This window comes from Streptomyces sp. Act143, assembly GCF_003143935.1.
Taxonomy (GTDB): domain Bacteria; phylum Actinomycetota; class Actinomycetes; order Streptomycetales; family Streptomycetaceae; genus Streptomyces.
On record NZ_QFRX01000001.1, the window covers coordinates 1,125,086 to 1,144,006 of the forward strand.

17 protein-coding genes are annotated in these 18,921 nt (G+C 69.6%); 8 read left to right on the forward strand and 9 right to left on the reverse strand.

Annotation, left to right across the window (positions count from 1 at the left end; all coding sequences use genetic code 11):
• Positions 1–79: 79 nt before the first annotated feature.
• Positions 80–1,639, reverse strand: coding sequence for a glycosyl hydrolase 53 family protein (locus DI272_RS04985; protein ID WP_109500689.1), 1,560 nt, complete (start codon positions 1,637–1,639; stop codon positions 80–82).
• Positions 1,640–1,770: 131 nt separating this feature from the next.
• Complete coding sequence (locus DI272_RS04990; RefSeq protein WP_109493920.1) at positions 1,771–3,792, reverse strand: beta-galactosidase; 2,022 nt, start codon at positions 3,790–3,792, stop codon at positions 1,771–1,773.
• 182 nt (positions 3,793–3,974) lie between these two features.
• On the opposite strand from DI272_RS04990, the gene DI272_RS04995 reads away from it, so the two are divergent.
• The 6 genes from DI272_RS04995 to DI272_RS05020 all read left to right on the forward strand — a co-directional run bounded on the left by DI272_RS04995 (position 3,975) and on the right by DI272_RS05020 (position 9,103).
• Positions 3,975–5,303 carry an ABC transporter substrate-binding protein gene (locus tag DI272_RS04995; protein ID WP_109493921.1) on the forward strand — a complete coding sequence of 443 codons (1,329 nt, stop codon included), beginning with the start codon at positions 3,975–3,977 and terminating at the stop codon, positions 5,301–5,303.
• Positions 5,300–6,223, forward strand: coding sequence for a carbohydrate ABC transporter permease (locus DI272_RS05000; RefSeq protein ID WP_109493922.1), 924 nt, complete (start codon positions 5,300–5,302; stop codon positions 6,221–6,223). The genes DI272_RS04995 and DI272_RS05000 overlap by 4 nt, the downstream gene beginning before the upstream one ends.
• Positions 6,220–7,125 (forward strand): carbohydrate ABC transporter permease, encoded by a 906-nt coding sequence (locus DI272_RS05005; protein WP_109493923.1) that lies wholly within the window; start codon positions 6,220–6,222, stop codon positions 7,123–7,125. Before DI272_RS05000 ends, DI272_RS05005 begins: the two co-directional genes overlap by 4 nt.
• Positions 7,122–8,153, forward strand: a complete 1,032-nt coding sequence (locus DI272_RS05010; RefSeq protein ID WP_109493924.1) for a LacI family DNA-binding transcriptional regulator — start codon at positions 7,122–7,124, stop codon at positions 8,151–8,153. The genes DI272_RS05005 and DI272_RS05010 overlap by 4 nt, the downstream gene beginning before the upstream one ends.
• A gap of 168 nt (positions 8,154–8,321) precedes the next feature.
• On the forward strand, positions 8,322–8,666 hold the full coding sequence (locus DI272_RS05015; RefSeq protein ID WP_109493925.1) for a VOC family protein: 345 nt from the start codon (positions 8,322–8,324) through the stop codon (positions 8,664–8,666).
• 47 nt (positions 8,667–8,713) lie between these two features.
• A complete protein-coding gene (locus DI272_RS05020) occupies positions 8,714–9,103 on the forward strand; it encodes a MarR family winged helix-turn-helix transcriptional regulator (protein ID WP_109493926.1) in 390 nt (129 codons plus the stop codon).
• A 43-nt stretch (positions 9,104–9,146) separates the two neighbouring features.
• Here DI272_RS05020 and DI272_RS05025 read toward each other — a convergent pair whose 3' ends face one another.
• Positions 9,147–9,560, reverse strand: a complete 414-nt coding sequence (locus DI272_RS05025) for a nitroreductase family deazaflavin-dependent oxidoreductase (protein WP_109493927.1) — start codon at positions 9,558–9,560, stop codon at positions 9,147–9,149.
• Positions 9,561–9,700: 140 nt separating this feature from the next.
• On the opposite strand from DI272_RS05025, the gene DI272_RS05030 reads away from it, so the two are divergent.
• Positions 9,701–10,354 (forward strand): TetR family transcriptional regulator, encoded by a 654-nt coding sequence (locus DI272_RS05030; protein WP_109493928.1) that lies wholly within the window; start codon positions 9,701–9,703, stop codon positions 10,352–10,354.
• A gap of 123 nt (positions 10,355–10,477) precedes the next feature.
• Entirely contained in the window at positions 10,478–11,464 is a 987-nt protein-coding gene (locus DI272_RS05035; RefSeq protein ID WP_109493929.1) for an AraC family transcriptional regulator, read from the forward strand.
• A 246-nt stretch (positions 11,465–11,710) separates the two neighbouring features.
• On the opposite strand, the gene DI272_RS05040 is transcribed toward DI272_RS05035, so the two are convergent.
• From DI272_RS05040 to DI272_RS05065, 6 genes are all read right to left on the reverse strand, one after another.
• The gene (locus DI272_RS05040) at positions 11,711–12,118 is read right to left on the reverse strand and encodes an SseB family protein (protein ID WP_109493930.1); all 408 of its coding nucleotides are present in this window, start codon (positions 12,116–12,118) and stop codon (positions 11,711–11,713) included.
• Between the two features lie 103 nt (positions 12,119–12,221).
• Positions 12,222–12,974, reverse strand: a complete 753-nt coding sequence (locus DI272_RS05045) for an acyl-CoA dehydrogenase family protein (protein ID WP_109493931.1) — start codon at positions 12,972–12,974, stop codon at positions 12,222–12,224.
• 94 nt (positions 12,975–13,068) lie between these two features.
• Positions 13,069–16,047 (reverse strand): carbohydrate binding domain-containing protein, encoded by a 2,979-nt coding sequence (locus DI272_RS05050; RefSeq protein ID WP_109493932.1) that lies wholly within the window; start codon positions 16,045–16,047, stop codon positions 13,069–13,071.
• A 325-nt stretch (positions 16,048–16,372) separates the two neighbouring features.
• Positions 16,373–16,939, reverse strand: a complete 567-nt coding sequence (locus DI272_RS05055; protein WP_109493933.1) for a cysteine hydrolase family protein — start codon at positions 16,937–16,939, stop codon at positions 16,373–16,375.
• On the reverse strand, positions 16,936–18,408 hold the full coding sequence (locus DI272_RS05060; protein ID WP_109493934.1) for a cytosine permease: 1,473 nt from the start codon (positions 18,406–18,408) through the stop codon (positions 16,936–16,938). The genes DI272_RS05055 and DI272_RS05060 overlap by 4 nt, the downstream gene beginning before the upstream one ends.
• A gap of 49 nt (positions 18,409–18,457) precedes the next feature.
• Complete coding sequence (locus DI272_RS05065; protein WP_109493935.1) at positions 18,458–18,916, reverse strand: (2Fe-2S)-binding protein; 459 nt, start codon at positions 18,914–18,916, stop codon at positions 18,458–18,460.
• Positions 18,917–18,921: the final 5 nt, after the last annotated feature.

Consider the following 18,921-nt stretch of genomic DNA (forward strand, 5'->3'; position numbering starts at 1 on the left):
AAGGAAGTTCGGCCCTTGCGCGGGACAGCACCAGGGCCCGGCCGCGTCGGCGCGGCCGGGCCCTGGTCGTGCGGTGGGACTACCGGTGGCGGAACCACGCCATCGCGGGCTGCGCCTTGTTGTCGTAGTCGAACAGGGCCTGGTTCTCCCAGCCGTTGCCGGACGAGGAGTCGGTCGGGTCCCAGCCGTTGCCGGTGACCGCGGTCCAGGTCGACTCCCAGTAGAAGACGCCGAGGCCACGGCCGTTCGGGACGGCCTCCACGATGCTCGCGACGTCGTTCATCCAGCGTGTCTGCCCGGCCGTGCTTGCGGGGTAGCCGGAGACCAGCTCGCCGGTGAGGTCGATGATGTTCTCGTAGGAGTCGTCGCTGTCGAGGCGGAAGGGGTAGGCCGTCTCGGCGACGAAGACCGGCTTGCCGTAACGCGAGGCCGCGTCGTCCAGGGTCGTCTGGAAGTCGTGGAGCGAGCCGTGCCAGTAGCCGTAGTAGGACAGGCCGATGACGTCGAAGCTGACGCCGTTGGCGACCGCGTTGTCGAACCACCAGCGGGTGCCGGTCAGGTCACCGCCCTTGGCGAGATGCAGCGCCACCTGGGTGGAGGAGCTGACCGCCTTGGCCGCGCTGTAGCCGGAGTTGAGCAGACCGGCGAGCTGCGACCAGTTGTCGGTGGAGCCCGCGGACCACAGCATGCCGCCGTTGATCTCGTTGCCCACCTGGACCATGTCGGCCGTGGTCCCCTGCGCCTTCAGCGCGTTGAGGACGTCGTAGGTGTGGTTGTAGACGTCCGTCTTGAGCTGGCTGTAGCTGTGGCCCGACCAGGCGGCGGGCACGGTCTGGGCACCCGGGTCGGCCCAGGTGTCCGAGTAGTGGAAGTCCACCAGCAGCTTCATGCCCTGCGCCTTGATGCGCTTGGCCATCGCCAGGACCTGGGTCCTGCCGTTGTAGCCGTCGGCCGCGTTGACCCAGACCTTGACGCGCGCGTAGTTCTGTCCGGCGGACTTCAGGATGGCGAGCGCGTCGCCGGCCGTGCCGGAGCTGGTCTTGTAGGTTCCGCCCAGGGCCTCGCTCTTGGCGAGGGAGGAGACGTCGGACCCCTTGATCGACGTACTGGACGTGCCGGAGGCGAAGGTCAGGTCGTCGACGTTGATCCAGTTACCGGCGTTCGCGTCACTGTTGATGCTGATGGTGCACTGGTTGCTGGTCACGTTGACCGGCACGACGATGTGGATCCACCCGCTCGGGGAGACCGGGAGGTCGGTGCGCTGGTCGGTGCCGCCGCAGTTCTTCAGGGCTATGTAGGCGGAGTTCTGGCCGCCGCCGGAGCGGACCCACGCGGTGAGCTTGTAGTTCCCGTTGGTCAGCCCGGACAGGTACTGGTACGTCTCCACCTTGTAGGCGGAGGACGAGTAGTGGGTGAGGCGGTAACTGCCGCCGTGGCCGCCCGCCTCGGTGTAGGAGGCGGCGGCCGTGCCGTACTCGGACCAGCCGGCGGGGGCCGCCACGCCCGCGCCGTCGGACTCGAACCCGCCGTTGGTCAGCGTGCTCGCCGCCTGGGCCGTCTGCGCGGGCAGGGCGGTGAGGGCGAGCCCCGCGGTGAGCGGGAGGAGCAGGGCGCGCAGGGTGCGTCTGGGATGGAACATCGTCGTCCGTCGTCCCTTCGACATCATGGGTTGGGGGTGTCCTTCGCCGGGGTGACGAAGGAGCCCCTCCGCCCGCGGCTCTCGCGGCTCGCGCGGGCGGAGGGGAGTCGCTGGGTCCCCGAGGGCCGGGTTCAGCCGTCGAGTCGTACGACCCGCACCGCGCCCGCGGGGATCTCCAGGCGGCCCGCGGCGCGTTCACCGGTCAGCAGTTCGGTGCCGGAGGCCTCCAGCGCCACCTTGGCGTCCGCCCCGGTGTGGTTGATCGCGAACAGGTAGGTGCCCGACTCGCCGGTGCGGCGCACCACCTCGATGTCGCGGGGCAGGTCGGCGCGCGGTGCGATCCGGGCGTCCTCGGCGGCCCAGCCCAGCAGGGCGTCCAGGCCCTCGGCGCCGAGCCGGGTGGAGACGTACCAGGCGGAGCCCTGGCCGAAGCGGTGCCGGGTGACGGCGGGGTGGCCCGCGGTGAGGCCGTCGGCGTAGGCCCAGACGGTCTCGGCGCCGCGCGGGACGACGAACTCGGTCCATACGTCGCCGCTGAGCTCGGAGCCGTCGGGGCCGGTGATGCGCACCGACTGGTCCTTGAGCAGCGGCGAGAACTCCTCGATCGTCAGGCCCAGGACGTCCCGCAGGGGGCCCGGGTAGGCACCCTCGTGCACGGCGTCGTGCTCGTCGACGATGCCGGAGAAGTACGAGACGACGAGGGTGCCGCCGTTCTCTACGTACTCCTTGAGGTTGTGCCCGGCGGCCTCGGTCATCAGGTAGAGGGCCGGTACGACGACAAGGGGATATCTCGACAAGTCGGCTTCGGGGTGGGCGAAGTCGACCGTGAGGTGGCGGTCGTAGAGGGTCTCGTAGAAGGCGTCGGCGCGTTCACGGGCGTCGTGGTCCTCACTGGGGCGCCAGTCCAGGTTCTGCGCCCACCAGGAGTGCCAGTCCCACAGGACGGCGACGTCGGCCTCGGTGCGGGTGCCGCGGATCGTGCTCAACGAGTCGAGGGAGGAGCCGAGTTCGACGACCTCGCGCCACACGCGCGTGTCGGTGCCGGCGTGCGGAAGCATCGAGGAGTGGAACTTCTCGGCGCCGCGCCGGGACTGGCGCCACTGGAAGAACATGGCGCCCTCGGAGCCGCGCGCCACGTGGGCGAGGGAGTTGCGGGCCATCTGGCCGGGGGCCTTGGCGGGGTTGCGGGGCTGCCAGTTGACGCCCGAGGTGGAGTGCTCCAGGAGGATCCAGGGCGCTCCCCCGGCCACCGAGCGGGTCAGGTCGGCGGCCATCGCGAGATTGACGTGGGTGCGGCGGCCGTCGGTGATCAGGTAGTGGTCGTTGGTGACGATGTCGACCTCGCGGCCCCAGGCCCAGTAGTCGACGGAGTCGCACTGGCTGAGGGCGGTCATGAAGTTGGTCGTCACCGGGACACCGGGCGAGAGCCGGTGCAGGATGTCCCGCTCCATGACGAAGTTCTCGCGCATGGTGGCGTCGGCGAAGCGCTTGTAGTCCAGCGCCTGGGCCGGGTTGCCGACGGTGGGGCTCAGGCGCGGCGGGTTGATGTCCGCGAAGGCGCCGTAGCGCTGGCCCCAGAAGGCGGTGCCCCAGGCCTCGTTGACGGCGTCGACCGTGCCGTACACCGACTCCAGCCAGCGGCGGAAGTGGGCGGCGCACGAGTCGCAGTAGCAGGCCGAGACGGGGACGCCGTACTCGTTGTGCACGTGCCACATCGCGAGCGCCGGGTGGTCGCCGTAGCGTTCGGCCAGCTTGGTGGTGATGTTCGCGGCGGCGGCGCGGTAGTCGGCGTTGCTGTGGCAGATCGCGCCGCGCGAGCCGAACTCGTAGCGCACGCCCTCCGCCGTCACCGGCAGGGCGTCGGGGTGGGTCCGGTAGAACCAGACCGGCGGCACCACGGTGGGGGTGCCCAGGTCGACGCGGATGCCGTTCTCATGGAGCAGATCGAACAGGCGGTCGAGCCAGCCGAAGTCGTACACCCCGGGCGAGGGCTCCAGGAGCGCCCAGGAGAAGATCCCGGCACTCACCATGGTGACGCCAGCCTCGCGCATCAGGCGGACGTCCTCCTGCCAGACGCTCTCCGGCCACTGCTCGGGGTTGTAATCCCCACCGAAGGCGAGCCTGGTGAGGCCCTTGGGGGTGGACTCCGGCATGGATCTCTCCCGTTTAATCGATCATTTGGGAACGTGCACACACTTGATCAGCGGTGCGAGGCCAACATAACCGCACAGCAACAACCATTGACAAGTGTCCGGGATGTTTCTCTACTGTGAACGCTCACAGAAGCATGGCAGGTTCTCGCAGCAGGCGAGAACCCTGGTCAGGGGAGAGATCCATGCCCATCACGAAGCGCAGCCGGCTCAGCAGAGTGGCAGCATCCACCGTCGCCGTCGCCCTCGGCGCCACCGCACTCGCCGCCTGCGGTTCGGACGACGACGACACGAAGACCGACTCGGGTCCGGTGTCGCTGACGTACTGGACCTGGACCCCCGGTATGGACAAGGTCGTCGACCTGTGGAACAAGGGCCAGGGCAAGAAGGACCGGATCACCGTCACGGTGAAGAAGCAGGCGTCCGGCGACACGCTGGTCACCAAGATCCTCACCGCGCACAAGGCCGGCAAGGCCCCCGACCTGGTCCAGGCCGAGTACCAGGCGCTGCCCACCCTGGTCAGCAACGACGCGCTGGCGGACATCTCGAAGAACGTGGGCGACGCGAAGGGCAAGTTCGCCGAGGGGGTCTGGCAGCAGACCACGCTGGGCACGGACGCCGTCTACGCGGTGCCGCAGGACATCGGCCCGATGATGTTCTACTACCGCCAGGACCTCTTCAAGAAGTACGGCCTGACCGTCCCGACCACCTGGGACGCGTTCGCCGAGACGGCCCGGGCGCTGAAGAAGAAGTCCCCCGACACGGACCTGACGACGTTCTCCGCCAACGACTCCGGCCTGTTCGCGGGCTTGGCGCAGCAGGCCGGCGCCCAGTGGTGGACCACCGAGGGCGACAAGTGGAAGGTCGGCATCAACGACGCCGCCACCAAGAAGGTCGCCGACTTCTGGGGCGGCCTGGTCAAGGAGGGCGCCATCGACAACCAGCCGATGTACACCCCGGCCTGGAACAAGGCGCTCAACACCGGCAAGCAGATCGCCTGGGTCTCCGCCGTGTGGGCGCCGGGCACGCTGACCACGGCCGCGCCGGACACCAAGGGCAAGTGGGCCATGGCCCCGCTCCCCCAGTGGTCCGCCGGTGAGAACAAGACCGGCAGCTGGGGCGGCTCCTCGACGGCCGTGACGACGGACTCCAAGCACCAGGAGGCCGCGGCCAAGTTCGCCGCCTGGCTGAACACCGACGGCGCGGCCCTGACCGCGCTGGCCAAGGAGAGCGGCATCTACCCGGCCGCCACCAACGCCCAGACCTCGGGCGCCTTCGCCGAGCCGCCCGCGTTCTTCTCCAACCAGGCCGACTTCTACACCAAGGCCGCCGAGATCGCGAAGACCACGGCGCCCTCCGCCTGGGGCCCGAACGTGAACGTCGCCTACACGGCCTTCAACGACGCCTTCGGTGCCGCCGCCAAGAGCAAGTCGGACTTCGCCGCGGCCCTGGACACGATGCAGGACGCCACCGTCGCCGACCTCAAGAAGCAGGGCTTCGGGGTCTCCGAGTGACGAGCGCACGCCGGAAGTCGTACGGGGTCAAGGGGGCCCCGTACGCCTTTCTCATCCCCGCCACGGTCCTGTTCGCCGTCTTCTTCGCGCTGCCCATCGGGTACGCGGTCTGGCTCAGCTTCCGCAAGGTGCACGTCTCCGGGCTCGGCCTCGGCAAGGGCGCACGCGAGGAGGTCTGGGCCGGCCTGTCGAACTACACGGACGCCCTCCAGGACAGCGAGCTGCTGCACGGGGCCCTGCGCGTCCTCGGGTACGGCTGCATCGTCGTCCCCGTCATGCTCGGCCTCGCCCTGCTGTTCGCGCTGATGCTCGACTCCGACAAGGTCCGCTTCACCCCCTTCACCCGCCTCGCGATCTTCCTGCCGTACGCCATCCCCGGCGTCGTGGCGGCCATGCTGTGGGGCTTCCTGTACCTGCCGGACGTCAGCCCCTTCTACTACGTGCTGGACAAGTTCGGGCTGCCGCAGCCGGACCTGCTCAGCGGTGGTCCGCTGTACCTCGCCCTGTCGAACATCGCGGTGTGGGGCGGTACCGGCTTCAACATGATCGTCATCTACACCGCGCTCCAGGCCATCCCGGCCGAGGTGTACGAGGCGGCGAAACTGGACGGCGCCACCCCGCGCCAGATCGCACTGAAGATCAAGATCCCGATGGTGGCGCCCTCGCTGGTGCTGACCTTCTTCTTCTCGATCATCGCCACGCTCCAGGTGTACAACGAGCCGACCACCCTCAAGCCCCTCACCAACTCGGTGTCCACGACCTGGAGCCCGTTGATGAAGGTCTACCGGGACGCGTTCGGCACCAACGACATCTACGCGGCGGCCGCGCAGGCCGTGATCATCGCGCTCGCCACGCTGCTGCTGTCCTTCGGGTTCCTGCGGGCCGCGAACCGTCGTCAGAAGCAGGAGGCAGCACGATGAGTTCTCTTGCCGTCCGCAAGGCCGAACCGGCGGCAGGCACCACGCCCGGCGCCGCCCAGGGCCCGCCCCTGCGCGGCCGGATCGCGCTCGTCCCGACGCTCACCCTGCTGATCGGCGCGCTGTACACGCTGCTGCCGGTGGCCTGGGTCGTCATCGCGTCCACCAAGTCGGGCAAGGAGCTGTTCTCCACCTTCACCTTCCTGCCGGGCACGGGCTTCGTCGACAACCTGAAGGACCTCAACGCCTACCGCGACGGCGTCTACTGGGAATGGATGGGCAACTCCGCCTTCTACGCCGGTTTCGGCGCGCTGCTGTCCACGGTGGTGTCGGCGTTCAGCGGCTACGCGCTGGCGACGTACCGCTTCCGGGGCCGCGAGACGATCTTCAACGTGCTGCTCGCGGGCGTGCTGATGCCGCCGGTCATCCTGGCCGTCCCGCAGTATCTGCTGCTGGCACAGGCGGACTTGACGGACTCCTACCTGTCCGTGCTGCTGCCGCAGATCCTCTCGCCGTACGGTGTCTACCTCGCCCGTATCTACGCCGCCGCGGCCGTGCCCGCCGACGTGGTGGAGGCCGGGCGGATGGACGGGGCGAGCGAGTGGCGGATCTTCACGCGGGTCGCGCTGCCGATGATGGTCCCGGGCATGGTCACGGTGTTCCTGTTCCAGTTCGTGGCGATCTGGAACAACTTCCTCCTTCCGTACATCATGCTGAGCGACGACGAGAAGTTCCCGATCACGCTCGGTCTGTACACGCTCCTGGAGCAGGGCTCCAACACCCCCGCCCTGTACACCCTGGTGATCACCGGCGCGTTCCTCGCGGTGTTCCCGCTGATCGCGCTCTTCCTGGTCATCCAGCGGTTCTGGAGCCTGGATCTGCTGTCCGGGGCCGTAAAGTCATGACCATGAACAATGCGGGGGGTCGGCGCAAACCGCCGACGATCCACGACGTGGCGCGCGAGGCCGGCGTCTCGCGCGGCACGGTCTCGCGGGTGCTGAACGGCGGGCACTACGTCAGCCCGGCCGCCCAGGAGGCGGTCAACGCGGCGATCCGCAAGACGGGTTACGTCGTCAACCGCCACGCCCGCTCGCTGATCACCGGACGTTCGGACTCCATCGGCTTCCTGCTGACGGAGCCTCAGGAGCGGTTCTTCGAGGACCCGAACTTCAACGTCCTGCTCAGCAGCTGCACGCAGGCGCTGGCCGCGCACGACATCCCGCTGCTGCTGATGCTGGCGGGCACGAAGGACGAACGGCGGCGCATAACGCGGTACATCACCGCGGGGCACGTCGACGGGGTGCTGCTGGTCTCCAGCCACTCCGGCGACCCGGTCGCGGAGGAGCTGCGCGAGGCGGGTGTGCCGCTCGTCCAGTGCGGCAAGCCCATGGGGCCCGGCGCCAAGGTGAGTTACGTGGCCGCGGACGACCGGGACGGCGCCCGGGACATGGTGCGCCATCTGCTGTCGCTGGGGCGGCGCCGGATCGCCATGGTCAGCGGTCCGCTGGACACGCCGGGCGGGGTTGACCGGCTCGCCGGGTACAAGGAGGTGCTCACGGACGCGGGGATCGCGATCGACGAGCGGCTCATCGTCTCCGGCGACTACAGCCGGGCGAGCGGCGAGGCGGGGGCCGAGCGGCTGCTGGCGCAGGCCCCCGACCTGGACGCCATGTTCGTGGCCTCCGACCTGATGGCGCAGGGCGCGCTCGCCGCCCTGGCGAGGGCGGGCCGCCGGGTCCCCGAGGACGTGTCCGTGGGCGGCTTCGACGACTCCGTCGCCGCCCTGGAGGCGACCCCGGCCCTGACCACGATCCGCCAGCCCTACGACCGGATCAGCGCGGAGATGGTGCGGGTGCTGCTGGCGCAGATCAACGGCGAGGACCCGATGGCGGTGATCCTGCCCACGGAGCTGGTGACACGCGACTCGACCTGAGGGGCCCCTGCGACACGGGCGCGTCGCCGGCTGTTCAGCCGGGGGCGCGCCCTTCGTCGTACGGGCGACCGGCGCGGCCCCGGCAAGCGGTCAGGATCGGAGAAGCGGTGCCCCGCTCCCCCCTCCTACGGTGAATCCACCGACGAAAACCCAACGGAGGAGCAGACCATGACCGCCGGACTGAAGACCATCATCTACCCCGTCAAGGACGTCGCCCGTGCCAAGGCTGTCTTCAGCGCCCTGCTGCAGACCGAGCCCTATGCCGACGAGCCGTACTACGTCGGTTTCAAGGACGCCGGGCAGGACGTGGGCCTCGACCCGAACGGCCACGCCCGCGGCATGACCGGTCCCGTCCCGTACTGGCACGTCGACGACATCCGGGCGCGTCTCGCCGCGCTCCTCGACGCGGGCGCCGAACTGCTGCAGGACGTCACGGACGTCGGCGGCGGCAAGCTGATCGCCTCCGTGAAGGACGCGGACGGCAACCTCATCGGGATCACCCAGGACAGCTGAGACCCGCCCCGCCCCGATATGGATGCACGCGCATTAACATGGGGCCCATGGCAGTGAACGCGGCCGACACCCGGCTCGAGGAACAATGGCGGGACATCCTGGCGGTCCACGCCCGCACGATGTGCGAGATCGACCGGGAGCTGCACCCGCACGGGCTCGGTGCGAGTGACTTCGAGGTGCTCGACCTCCTCGCCACCGAGACCCCGGCGGAGGGCGACCTGTGCCGGGTGCAGAACCTGGTCGGGCGGGTCCACCTCAGCCAGAGTGCGCTCTCCCGTCTCATCGGGCGGCTGGAGAAGGACGGCCTGGTGGAGCGTTCCGTGTGCGTGGAGGACCGGCGCGGCGTGTGGGTGGCGCTGACCCGCAAGGGGCGCGATCTGCACGCCGAGGTGCTGCCGCTGCAGCGGCGCGCGTTGGAGCGCATGCTGGGCGGCTGAGCGGCATCGCTCGCGATCTGCCGCAGCTGCTGCCGCTCTTGGTTCAGCTCCGGGCGCGCAGGCGGAAGACGGGATGGTCGGCCGGGTCGGGCAGGGCCGTGAGGACCCGGGAGACGGTCGGCATGCCGCCGTACTTGGCGCGGTAGGCCGCCATCAGGGGCGGGCGGTCGGCCTCGGGCACCTCCTCGGCGGTGAGCTCCTCGGTGCGACCGCGGACCGTCAGCCGGCAGTGCGGTGCCGCCCGCAGATTCAGGGCCCAGTCGCTGAGACCGCGATAGGAGACGAGGTAGCGCTCGCCCTCGTGCTCCAGCACGGCGACGGGCACGGTCCGCCACTGCCCGCTGCGGCGTCCGCGCACCGACAGCCGCGACACCACGGACCGGCCGAACAGCGGGGCCAGCCGGTTGCCGACGTGCCGCTGCATCCACGGCGGCCTGAGATACGTGCGGCTGCTCACCGGCCCGCCTCCCGTCCCGGGATCAGGTCGAGGACTGCTGTCTGTGCCGTCATGGATGACCCCCTGGTCATGACCTGTCGGACACTCGCAGAATGTTAGGGTAACTCTAATTTTCGGGTCACCCCAAACAGGAGTGGTGCGTGAGCCTCCGGGAGCTGAAGAAGCAGCAGACGCGTGAGCGGATCGCCGACACCGCGTGGCGGCTGTTCGCCGAGCGCGGCTTCGAGCGGGTCACGGTCGTCGAGGTGGCCCGCGCCGCCCAGGTCTCCGAGGCGACGGTGTTCAACTACTTCCCCGCCAAGGAGGACCTCTTCTTCTCCCGCCTCGAAGCCTTCGGAGAGCACCTCGTCGAGGCCGTACGCACCCGCCCGCCCGGCGAGTCGGCCCTGTCCGCCTTCCGGCGCCGGCTCCTGCGGTCCGAGGGACTGCCGGCCCGGGTGGAGGCGGGCGACGCGGACGCCCTGGCGCAGTTGCGCACGGTCAACCGGCTGATCGCGGACAGCCCCGCGCTCCAGGCCCGCGAGCAGCAGGCCCACGCCGCCTGCGTGGACGCCCTGACCGCCGCGCTGGCCGGCGGCATCACCGCGCGGGTGGCCGCGAGCGCCCTGTTCGGGGTGCACCGGGCTCTCGTCGATCATGTCCGGCACCGGATGCTGACGGACGTCGCTCCGGCCACACTCGCCACCGAGGTGCGCGAGCTGGCCACCGAGGCCTTCGCTCTGCTGGAGAATGGGATGCACGACTACGGCGACAGCACCGGAGCGGCACCTTCCGTCCACCGGTCGAGCCACTGAACCCCCGCGGAATCCTCGCTCCTGGGCAGAGCCTGTGAAAACCGGAAGCGGGCCGGGTGTATCCGGCCCGGCGCGTGGCCATGCTGAACGAAGTACTGCGCGCACAGAACGGAGAAACCCGCAGTGACCGTGGTACCGGACCGGACGGCCGACTTCAGCTCCTACGCGACGCGCTCACCGGAAGAGGCGCACGAGGCGATCGCCGCCCACTACTACGACATGAATCTGCAAGTCATCGGTCCCACCGAGGACTTCGCGACCAGTCTGAGCGTGCTGAACCTCGGCTCGCTGACGGTCGGCGACATCTGTTTCGGCACCGAGATCCGCTGCGGCTTCGCCGAGCCGGGTGCCTATCACGTGGCCGTTCCGGTACGCGGGTGCTTCAGCGTCCAACAGGGGCGCGGGGACGTCGTGTTCGCCACGGAGGGCAGTGCCGTCTTCTTCGATCCGTCCCAGCACATCCGGATCGACGCCTGGTCGCCCGACTGCCAGGCACTCACCGTGAAGATCGACAGATCCGCCCTCCATCTCGCCCTGGAGTCGCTGCTCGACCGGCCGTTGTCCCGTCCGCCGGTCTTCGGACCGTCCGTCGACGTGCGGGGCGGACCCGGCCGCAGCTGGGCAGGGCTGGCCACCTGGGCGCTGCTGGACAAGGACACCTCTCTCGGCCTGTTGCGGCAGCCGTTGATCCGGTCTCGTATCGAACAGACGCTGCTGGAAGGGGTGTTGCTGGCGGCGGAGCACACCCACCGGGAGGAACTGGAGGCTCCCGCGCCGCCGATGCGCCCCGCTTCGGTCAAGCGGGTCATGGACGCCGTGCAGGAACGCCCGGCCGAGGCCTACGACGCCACCCGGCTGGCGCAGCTCGCCCGGGTGAGCGTGCGTACGCTCCAGGAGGCGTTCCGCAGACACGTCGGGATGTCGCCGATGGCGTACGTGTACGACGTACGCCTGCAGCGGGTGCGTGACGAACTGCGGGCCGCGGGACCGGGGACGACGACCGTGTCGGACGTGGCGCACCGGTGGGGGTTCGTGCACCTGGGCCGGTTCGCGTCACGGTACCGGGAGCGGTTCGGCGAGACGCCCTCGCGGACGCTGCGCGGCGCGTGACGCGCTCCGGCTGAATCAGCCGCGCTTTGCGGACAGTTGCCGCGCATCCCGGAGCGACGCCACCGCCATCGCGGTCATATCGTCACATCACGTCGATCGTGGGCGTCCGGGGAGGAGCGGAGTCGGCGCCGCTCCTCCTCCACGACGCCAGGCATCGACCGGAGCGCGGGTGCGGGAGACTTCCGTGCTCCGTCCGCCGGGCCCGGCCGCTCCCCCTCCGTCATCGGTGGCCGGGCCCCTCCCGGGTCAGCCGTGCGAGCGGCCCAGCAGGGTGCGTACGCCCTCCGAGGTCAGCGTCAGCGGGTGCGCGGACGCCGCGTCGATGGTCAGGGCCAGATCGTCGGTCGGCCATTCCGCGGCGAGCGCGCCCAGCGGCACCAGCCGGTAGCGGGAGACGAAGGGCAGCAGCCCGGCCATCTCGTCCTCCGAGGTGAAGACCGGCACCACCGGGTCGCCACCGGGCTGCTCGATGACCGGCAGCGCCACCGCCGACGGGTTGTCGGCCTCCTCCTCACTGGCGTCGTCCGGCACCGGCACCAGGACCTCACTGCTCACGAGCGTGTCCAGCGCCACCGTGTCCTCGGTGTTCTCGACCAGCGCGTCCAGTGCCCGCCGGGCCGGTGTGGTGGTGTTGTCGTGTGCGGGTGTCTCCATGGTGAATCCCCTGGTAGCGGTGGTCTTACGGCTCGCTCGGGGCGCTGCCCCGGGCGCGGTCCTGCTCACGTACCCGATCCGGACGGCGGCATTCCCCAGTGGCTCAGGGAATGAGCGGGATGTGGTCCGAGGGCAGGCCGAGGCGGTCGCAGCCGACCCTGCGGAACAGCGGTTCGGCCATGCCGGGGCCGACATGCGTCCAGTACGTCGCCGCGTCCCGGAAGTAGCGCTGCATGCGCTCGCCGTCCCGGGCGTGGCGGGAGCCTGCCGTGCCGCTGCCGCGCAGGCCGAGGACGCCGTGCCAGTCGTCGAGGACGGTCCACACCGAGCGGGGGGCGACGAACAGGAGCACGGGGCCGGGCGGGTCGCCGGCCCGCAGGGTCTGGCCGACGTAGTGGGTGGAGTACGGGGAGCCGGAGGAGTACGGCCAGGTGCCGTCGAGGACGACATGCCCCTCGCCGTCGGGGCGGGCGACGCCGACGGGGGCGACGGTGGAGGCGGCCCGGAAGTCGCCGTCGGCGCCGAAGATCTCGTCCTGGGCCCGCTCCTCGAAGAAGCCGGCGACCTGAAGGACATGGGCGGCGGTGAGCGACAGGGCCCAGCCGGTGGAAGGGCAGCCGCGGGCGATCTCGGTGACCACTCGGTAGAAGACGGGCAGGCCGACCTCGTAGCCGCCGTAGCGGCGTGGCTGGAGCATGCGGTAGAAGCCGGCCCGCAGGAAGTCGTCGTGGGTGGACTTCGGGTAGTGCGTCAGCCGTTCGGTCTCCGGCTGGCGTTCGAGCAGAACGGGCCGCAGCCGCACGGCCCGTTCGATGAGGTCCTCGGCGGTGAGTCCGGGTTCGGGAGCGGCGATCACGGTGCCTCCTGACGTGTGGGGACGTCCGAACGTGTCGCGATACGAGTGATTGAACACGGCAACCGCCGCTCCCGTACCCACCGGATAACGCCAACTACTTCAGATACGGACCGTCCGTCCCGATCTTCCCGGTGCCGTTCAGGACGTACACCCGCAGGTTGCCCTTGCCCGGCGCCGGCACCGTGAGGGTGCCGCCGGTGACGGTCTTCGTGTCGCCCGTGACGGCGTCCCGGTAGGTGCCGTTCGGGATACCGGTGTAGGTGGCGTCGCCGGTGACCGTGACGAGCGCGAAGCTGTCCGTGCTGCCGCTCGTGTAGCGGCGCTTGAAGGCCATCGAGCCGCTGACGCCGTCGGTGGAGTACTGGCCCGTCTGCAGCGCCGGGACCGCCCGGCGGATCTGGTTCAGCCGCTGGAGATGCTTGACGAGCGGCTGGGACAGGGTGGTGGCGACCTGACCGGTGGCGGCATCCGCCTTGCCGAACTCCGAGGCGGTGACGGTGCCTTCGACGTTGTCCCCGTAGTACGCCCGGCCCGTGGACGCCAGCGGGCAGGTGGGACCGCAGTCGATCTGCTTGCCCTTCTGGAACTCGATCTCCGAGCCGTAGTACAGGGTCGGGATACCGCGGAAGGTCCACATCAGGGACATGTTCTCGGCCCAGGCGTCGGTGCCGCCGCTGTAGCGGGTGCTCGACTTGTTCGGGCCGTAGTCGTGGCTGTCGACGTAGACGACGTTGTACGTGGCGTCGTTGACGCTGTCGTCGGAGTCCTTGCCGTTGCTGAACGCGTTCTGCGCCTCGCCGAAGTTCATGTGCATGCGCATGTCGATGATGTTCATGCCGCTGAACTGGCTGTGGTCCGGGGTGTGGTAGCTGTTGCCGTTCAGGAAGGCGTTGGTGGACGTGGGCTGTTGGCCCGTGCCGAGCTGCTCCTCGTAGTTGTACTGCTCGATCGCGGCCGTCTCGTCGTCGGCGCTGTACTCCTTGCGCTCCTTCCAGGTGAAGAACTGCGCGGAGTGGTTCACCGAGCCGCGGTTCCACTTGTCGTTGACGAAGGCGCCGACCTCACCGAAGACATAGAAGTTCTGCGCGGCCGACGTGCCGAACTTCTGGGTGACGCGGTCGTAGATCGCGGGCAGGAAGCGGCGGTTCCAGGTGACGCGCGGGATGTGCACGGCGGTGTCGATGCGGAAGCCGTCCACGCCCATGTCGATGTACTTGTCGTACGCGCCGATCAGGTAGTTCTGCACGGGCGTCGACTCGGTGTCGAAGTCGGCCAGGTCCTCGTGCAGCCAGCAGGAACGGGAGTCCTCGCCCTCCCAGTTGCCGATCCAGCACTGGTGGTAGTACGCCTTCGGGAACATGCCCGAAGTGGGGCTCGGCCACTGGCAGTTGTACAGGGTGTAGCCCTCGGCGCTCTTGCCGCCGGTGGGCTTGCCCCAGTTGACGCAGGTGTTGCCGGTGGGCTCGGCGGTCGACCACAGGTCGCCGTTGTAGTAGGACTTCCCGGACTTGGGCTCGACGGTCAGGCCGTCGTACTCGAATCCCTCGTTCTTCTCGTCGTAGTACCAGCTCCACTGCGCGTCCCGGACGCCGTACACGGTGGGTGTGAACAGGCCCTTGGCGCCCCAGCGGGAGCTGTGGTTGTAGACGACGTCCTGGTAGATCTTCATGCCCTTGGCGTGGGCCGCGTTGATCAGGTCCTGGTAGGTGGCGCCGGCCGACTCCAGGCGCGGGTCGACCTTGTAGAAGTCGTAGCCGTGGTAGCCGTGGTAGTCGTAGTCGGAGCGGTTGAGGACGACCGGGGTGATCCAGACCGCGGAGAAGCCCAGCGCCTTGATGTAGTCGAGCTTCTCGACCAGGCCCTTGAAGTCGCCCCGGAACATGGGGTCGTTGTTGGCCGCGTTGCCGGACTTGGTGTGCTGGCTGCCGCCGCGGTTGTTGGAGCTGTCGCCGTCGTAGAAGCGGGCGGTGAGGACGAAGTAGATGGGGTCCTTGCGGGGGTCGGTGCCCAGCGGGGTGCCGGCGGCGGGGGCGGGTGCCGCCTCGCCGGTCGTCGCGGTCGCCTCGGCGGAGGCGGGCGAGGTGTTGCCGGCCGCGTCGACCGCCTTCACGGTGTAGGTGTAGGCGGTCTTCTCCTCAAGTCCCGTGTCCGTGTACACGGTTGAACCGACGTCCGTGACGACCGTGCCCTTGCTGCCGCCGGTGCGGGTGACCTGGTATTTCGTCACGGCCGTGTTGTCGGTGGCGGCTTCCCAGGTCACCACGATCGAGGTGTCGGTGGCGCTCGCGGTGACCTTGGCGGGCGCGGTGGGTGCCTCGGTGTCGGGGGCCTCCGCGGCACAGGGGTTCGCGGCACCGGCGGTGACCGTCTTGTCCTTCACGGTCGTGGTGCCGGCCGGGATCGTGTAGTCGGCGCTGTTGTTGTTGTCCCAGACGCCGTTGCCGTTGTTGAACGCCGCCTTCAGGGAGGTGGCGGTGCCGATGTCGAGGGTCTTCTTCCACCAGCCGGTGCAGGCGGACTCCATGCCGAGACCGGGGGCGGTCGTCCACGAGCCGCCGCTCGGCGCGTAGTGGATGTTGGCGGTGGTCCAGCCGGAGGTGGCGGTGGAGTAGTAGACGGTGGCCTGGTTGCCGCTGCCCGTACCGGTGTCGGCGCACGGGTCGCTGTGGGCGATGACGCCGTCCTTGACGGTGATGGTGCCGGTGCCCAGCGCGTAGTTGTTGCCGCCGTTGTTGTCCCAGGTGCCGCTGCCGTTGTTGAACGTGGCCTGGAGTCCGGCGGCGGAGCCGAGGTCGACGGTCTTCTTCACCCAGTCCGTGCAGGCGCTCTCCATCCGGACGCCGGGGACGGTGGTCCACGCGCCGCCGTCCGGGGCGTAGTGCAGATAGGTCGACGACCAGTTCTTCGTCTTCGTGTAGTAGAAGACCGTCGCCGTGCTGGTGCTGTCCGCAACGGTTTGCAAAGGGACCGAGGTTCCGGTGTCCGGTGCGGCGGACAGCAGTCCGAGCAGTCCGGACGCCGCCACGAACGCCACCAGGGGGCGTCGTGGCAGGCGTGGGGGTGCAGATCTCATGGCGGCTCTCATGACACGGCTCCCATACGGGTCGAGGACCCGCCGGCCCGCCTCCGCCCCGCAAGAAGCACCGGCAAGTTCCTGAAAGTTCTTGCGACGGTCGGGAAGCTACAGGGACATGACAGCCGCGTAAAGAGTTCTGCGGGTTGCTCGTACGCCGGTTCCCACACGGGAGCCGAGGGGGCCGGTCCGACCGGAGCCGGCCGCACCGGTGGGCGAACTCGGCGTGCACCGAGCCCACGTGGTGGTCGTCGCCGTCTCAGATCACCTCACGGAAGGCGTCCTTGACCCCGATGGCGCCGAACGCGGCGGCGGGCGGCGTGGTTCAGCCGGCCGACGAGACAGGCGTGCCCTCTCCCAGCACCTCCGCGACCGTGCTCACCCGGATCAGCGGCCGGTACAGGTCCAGCAACCGCAGGGCGTTCGCGTGCGAGTCGTCGTCCGCTCCCGCACAGGCGTCGGAGACGACCACCACCTCGACTCCGGCGTCCGCCGCGGGGAGCGCAGTGGACAGGACGCAGCAGTCGGTGCTGACGCCGGCGAGGACCAGACGCCCCTGCGGGGCTGCGCGCTCGGCGAGTTGCGCGGTCCACTTGCCGAACGTGGGGGCGTCCAGGACGTGTTGAGCGGCGGTGGCGAAGTCGTCCGTGAGCTGCCAGAGGGGGGCGTCCGGCGGCTGGAGGGCGAACGGCCACTGCTCGTAGTAGGCGTGCCAGGCGCCGGTGGGCCGGTCCGGTGCCACGAAACGGGTGAACGTCACCCGGTCGCCGAAGGCCGGCAGCAGGCGCCGTACGCCCTCCGCGGCCTCCGCGTAACGCGGGGCGGCCCAGGGGCTTTCCGGGTCGGCGAAGACGCGCTGCATGTCGATGACAGTCAGGTGGCCGGTGGTCATACGGCACTCACCCGCGCCTCCTGCGCACGCACCCGCCCGCTCCGCAACGTCAGCGTGCCCACGAAGCCGAGTGCCAGAGCCGCGAGAACGCCCAGGTTGGCGTAGGCCCAGGCGCCCGACTTGCCGCCCAGGCCCAGCGGGTCGAGCAGATATCCCTGCCACTCCAGCCAGTCCGCGGTCGAGTTGGTGACCAGGCCCCACCCGACGGCGGTCGCGGCCAGCGTGAGGAGCAGGGGCGTCGCAGGGACGTCGCCGTAGCGGCCGTCCGGGCGGTAGAGGTCGGCCTCGGCGTAGTCGCGGCGGCGGAGCAGGATGTCCGCGAGCATGATGCCGCACCACGCGGCGATCGGGACGCCGAGAGTGGTCAGGAAGCCCATGAAGGGCCCCAGGAAGTCGTCGGCGAAGAAGACGATGTAGACCGCGCCCGCGATCATCAGCACGCCGTCGACGAGGGCGGCCACCGGGCGCGGGATCCGGATGCCGGCCGACAGCAGCGCCAGGCCGGACGAGTAGATGTCCAGGACCGCGCCCCCGACCAGGCCCAGGACCGCCACCATGGCGAACGGGACCAGGAACCACGTGGGCAGGATCGTCGTCAGCGCGCCGATGGGGTCGGCGGCCACGGCCGCGTTCAGACCGCTCGACGAACCCGCCAGCAGCAGCCCGAACACGAGCAGGAGCAACGGTGCCAGCGACGCCCCGAACGTCGTCCACCCGATCACGCCCCGGCTCGAAGCCGTGCGCGGCAGATAGCGCGAGTAGTCCGCGGCGGCGTTGACCCAGCCCAGTCCGAACCCGGTCATCATGAAGACCAGGGCACCGATGAACTCCTGTGCCGAACCCGCGGGAATGTCACCGACCGTGCTCCAGTGGATGTGGTCGGCGACCAGGCACACGTACACGACCGTCAGCACACCCGTGACCGCCGTGATCACGGTCTGCAGTCGCATGATCGCGTCGAAGCCCATGACACCGCCGACGACGGTGAGCCCCGCGACCACGATCAGGGCGACCACCTGGGTTCCGGTGCCGCCGCCCCAGCCGAGCCGGTCGAAGACGGTCGCGGTGGCCAGCGTGGCCAGGGCGCACAGGACGGTTTCCCAGCCGACCGTGAGGACCCAGGAGATCACCGACGGCAGGCGGTTGCCGCGCACTCCGTACGCGGCACGGCTGAGGACCATCGTCGGGGCGGAGCCGCGCTTGCCCGGGACCGCCACGAACCCGCACAACAGGAAGGAGAAGACGATGCCGATGACACCCGCGGCCAGGGCCTGCCAGAAGGAGACGCCGAAGCCCAGCGCGAAGGCGCCGTAGCTCAGTCCCAGGATGGAGACATTGGCACCGAACCACGGCCAGAACAGGGTCCGCGGGGTGCCCTTGCGTTCGGCGTCGCCGATCACGTCGAGCCCGTGTGTCTCCACCTGGAGCGGTCTGGGACTGCTGTCGGTGAAATCCCGGGCTTTCGTCATCAGCGACCTACCTGTCCACTCGTGGCTGGGTGGACTTTACCCAGATCGCTCAGTTCCCGGCGGTCGCCGCCTTCCTGATCGCCTCCCGGATGCGGGTGTACGTGCCGCACCGGCAGACGTTCTCGATCCGGTCGATGTCGGCGTCGGTCGGCTCGGGCGTGTGCTTCAGCAGGGCCACCGCCGCCATGATCTGGCCCGGCTGGCAGAAACCGCACTGCGCCACGTCGCAGTCGAGCCAGGCCTGCTGCACGGGGTGCAGGGTGTCGCCGTCGGCCAGGCCCTCGATGGTGGTGACCTCCCGCCGGGCGCAGTCCGCGACGGGGACGACGCAGGGCTGTATCTCGGCGCCGTCGAGATGGCTCGTACAGGCGCGGCAGACGCCGACGCCACAGCCGTACTTGGGGCCGGTGACGTGCAGCAGGTCGCGCAGCACCCACAGCAGGGGCATGTCGTCGGGGGCCTCCACGGTGACCGGTTTGCCGTTGAGGACGAAGGAGTGACGGGGCATCAAGG

What these genes read in the sequence shown, in the direction of transcription:
- DI272_RS05015 (WP_109493925.1), top strand. Translation starts at nt 8,322, where the DNA reads ATGACCGCCGGACTGAAGACCATCATCTACCCCGTCAAGGACGTCGCC.
- DI272_RS05020 (WP_109493926.1), top strand. Translation starts at nt 8,714, where the DNA reads ATGGCAGTGAACGCGGCCGACACCCGGCTCGAGGAACAATGGCGGGAC.
- DI272_RS04995 (WP_109493921.1), top strand. Translation starts at nt 3,975, where the DNA reads ATGCCCATCACGAAGCGCAGCCGGCTCAGCAGAGTGGCAGCATCCACC.
- DI272_RS04985 (WP_109500689.1), bottom strand. Translation starts at nt 1,639, where the DNA reads ATGTTCCATCCCAGACGCACCCTGCGCGCCCTGCTCCTCCCGCTCACC.
- DI272_RS05060 (WP_109493934.1), bottom strand. Translation starts at nt 18,408, where the DNA reads ATGACGAAAGCCCGGGATTTCACCGACAGCAGTCCCAGACCGCTCCAG.
- DI272_RS05055 (WP_109493933.1), bottom strand. Translation starts at nt 16,939, where the DNA reads ATGACCACCGGCCACCTGACTGTCATCGACATGCAGCGCGTCTTCGCC.
- DI272_RS05040 (WP_109493930.1), bottom strand. Translation starts at nt 12,118, where the DNA reads ATGGAGACACCCGCACACGACAACACCACCACACCGGCCCGGCGGGCA.
- DI272_RS04990 (WP_109493920.1), bottom strand. Translation starts at nt 3,792, where the DNA reads ATGCCGGAGTCCACCCCCAAGGGCCTCACCAGGCTCGCCTTCGGTGGG.
- DI272_RS05010 (WP_109493924.1), top strand. Translation starts at nt 7,122, where the DNA reads ATGACCATGAACAATGCGGGGGGTCGGCGCAAACCGCCGACGATCCAC.
- DI272_RS05050 (WP_109493932.1), bottom strand. Translation starts at nt 16,047, where the DNA reads ATGAGATCTGCACCCCCACGCCTGCCACGACGCCCCCTGGTGGCGTTC.
- DI272_RS05005 (WP_109493923.1), top strand. Translation starts at nt 6,220, where the DNA reads ATGAGTTCTCTTGCCGTCCGCAAGGCCGAACCGGCGGCAGGCACCACG.
- DI272_RS05065 (WP_109493935.1), bottom strand. Translation starts at nt 18,916, where the DNA reads ATGCCCCGTCACTCCTTCGTCCTCAACGGCAAACCGGTCACCGTGGAG.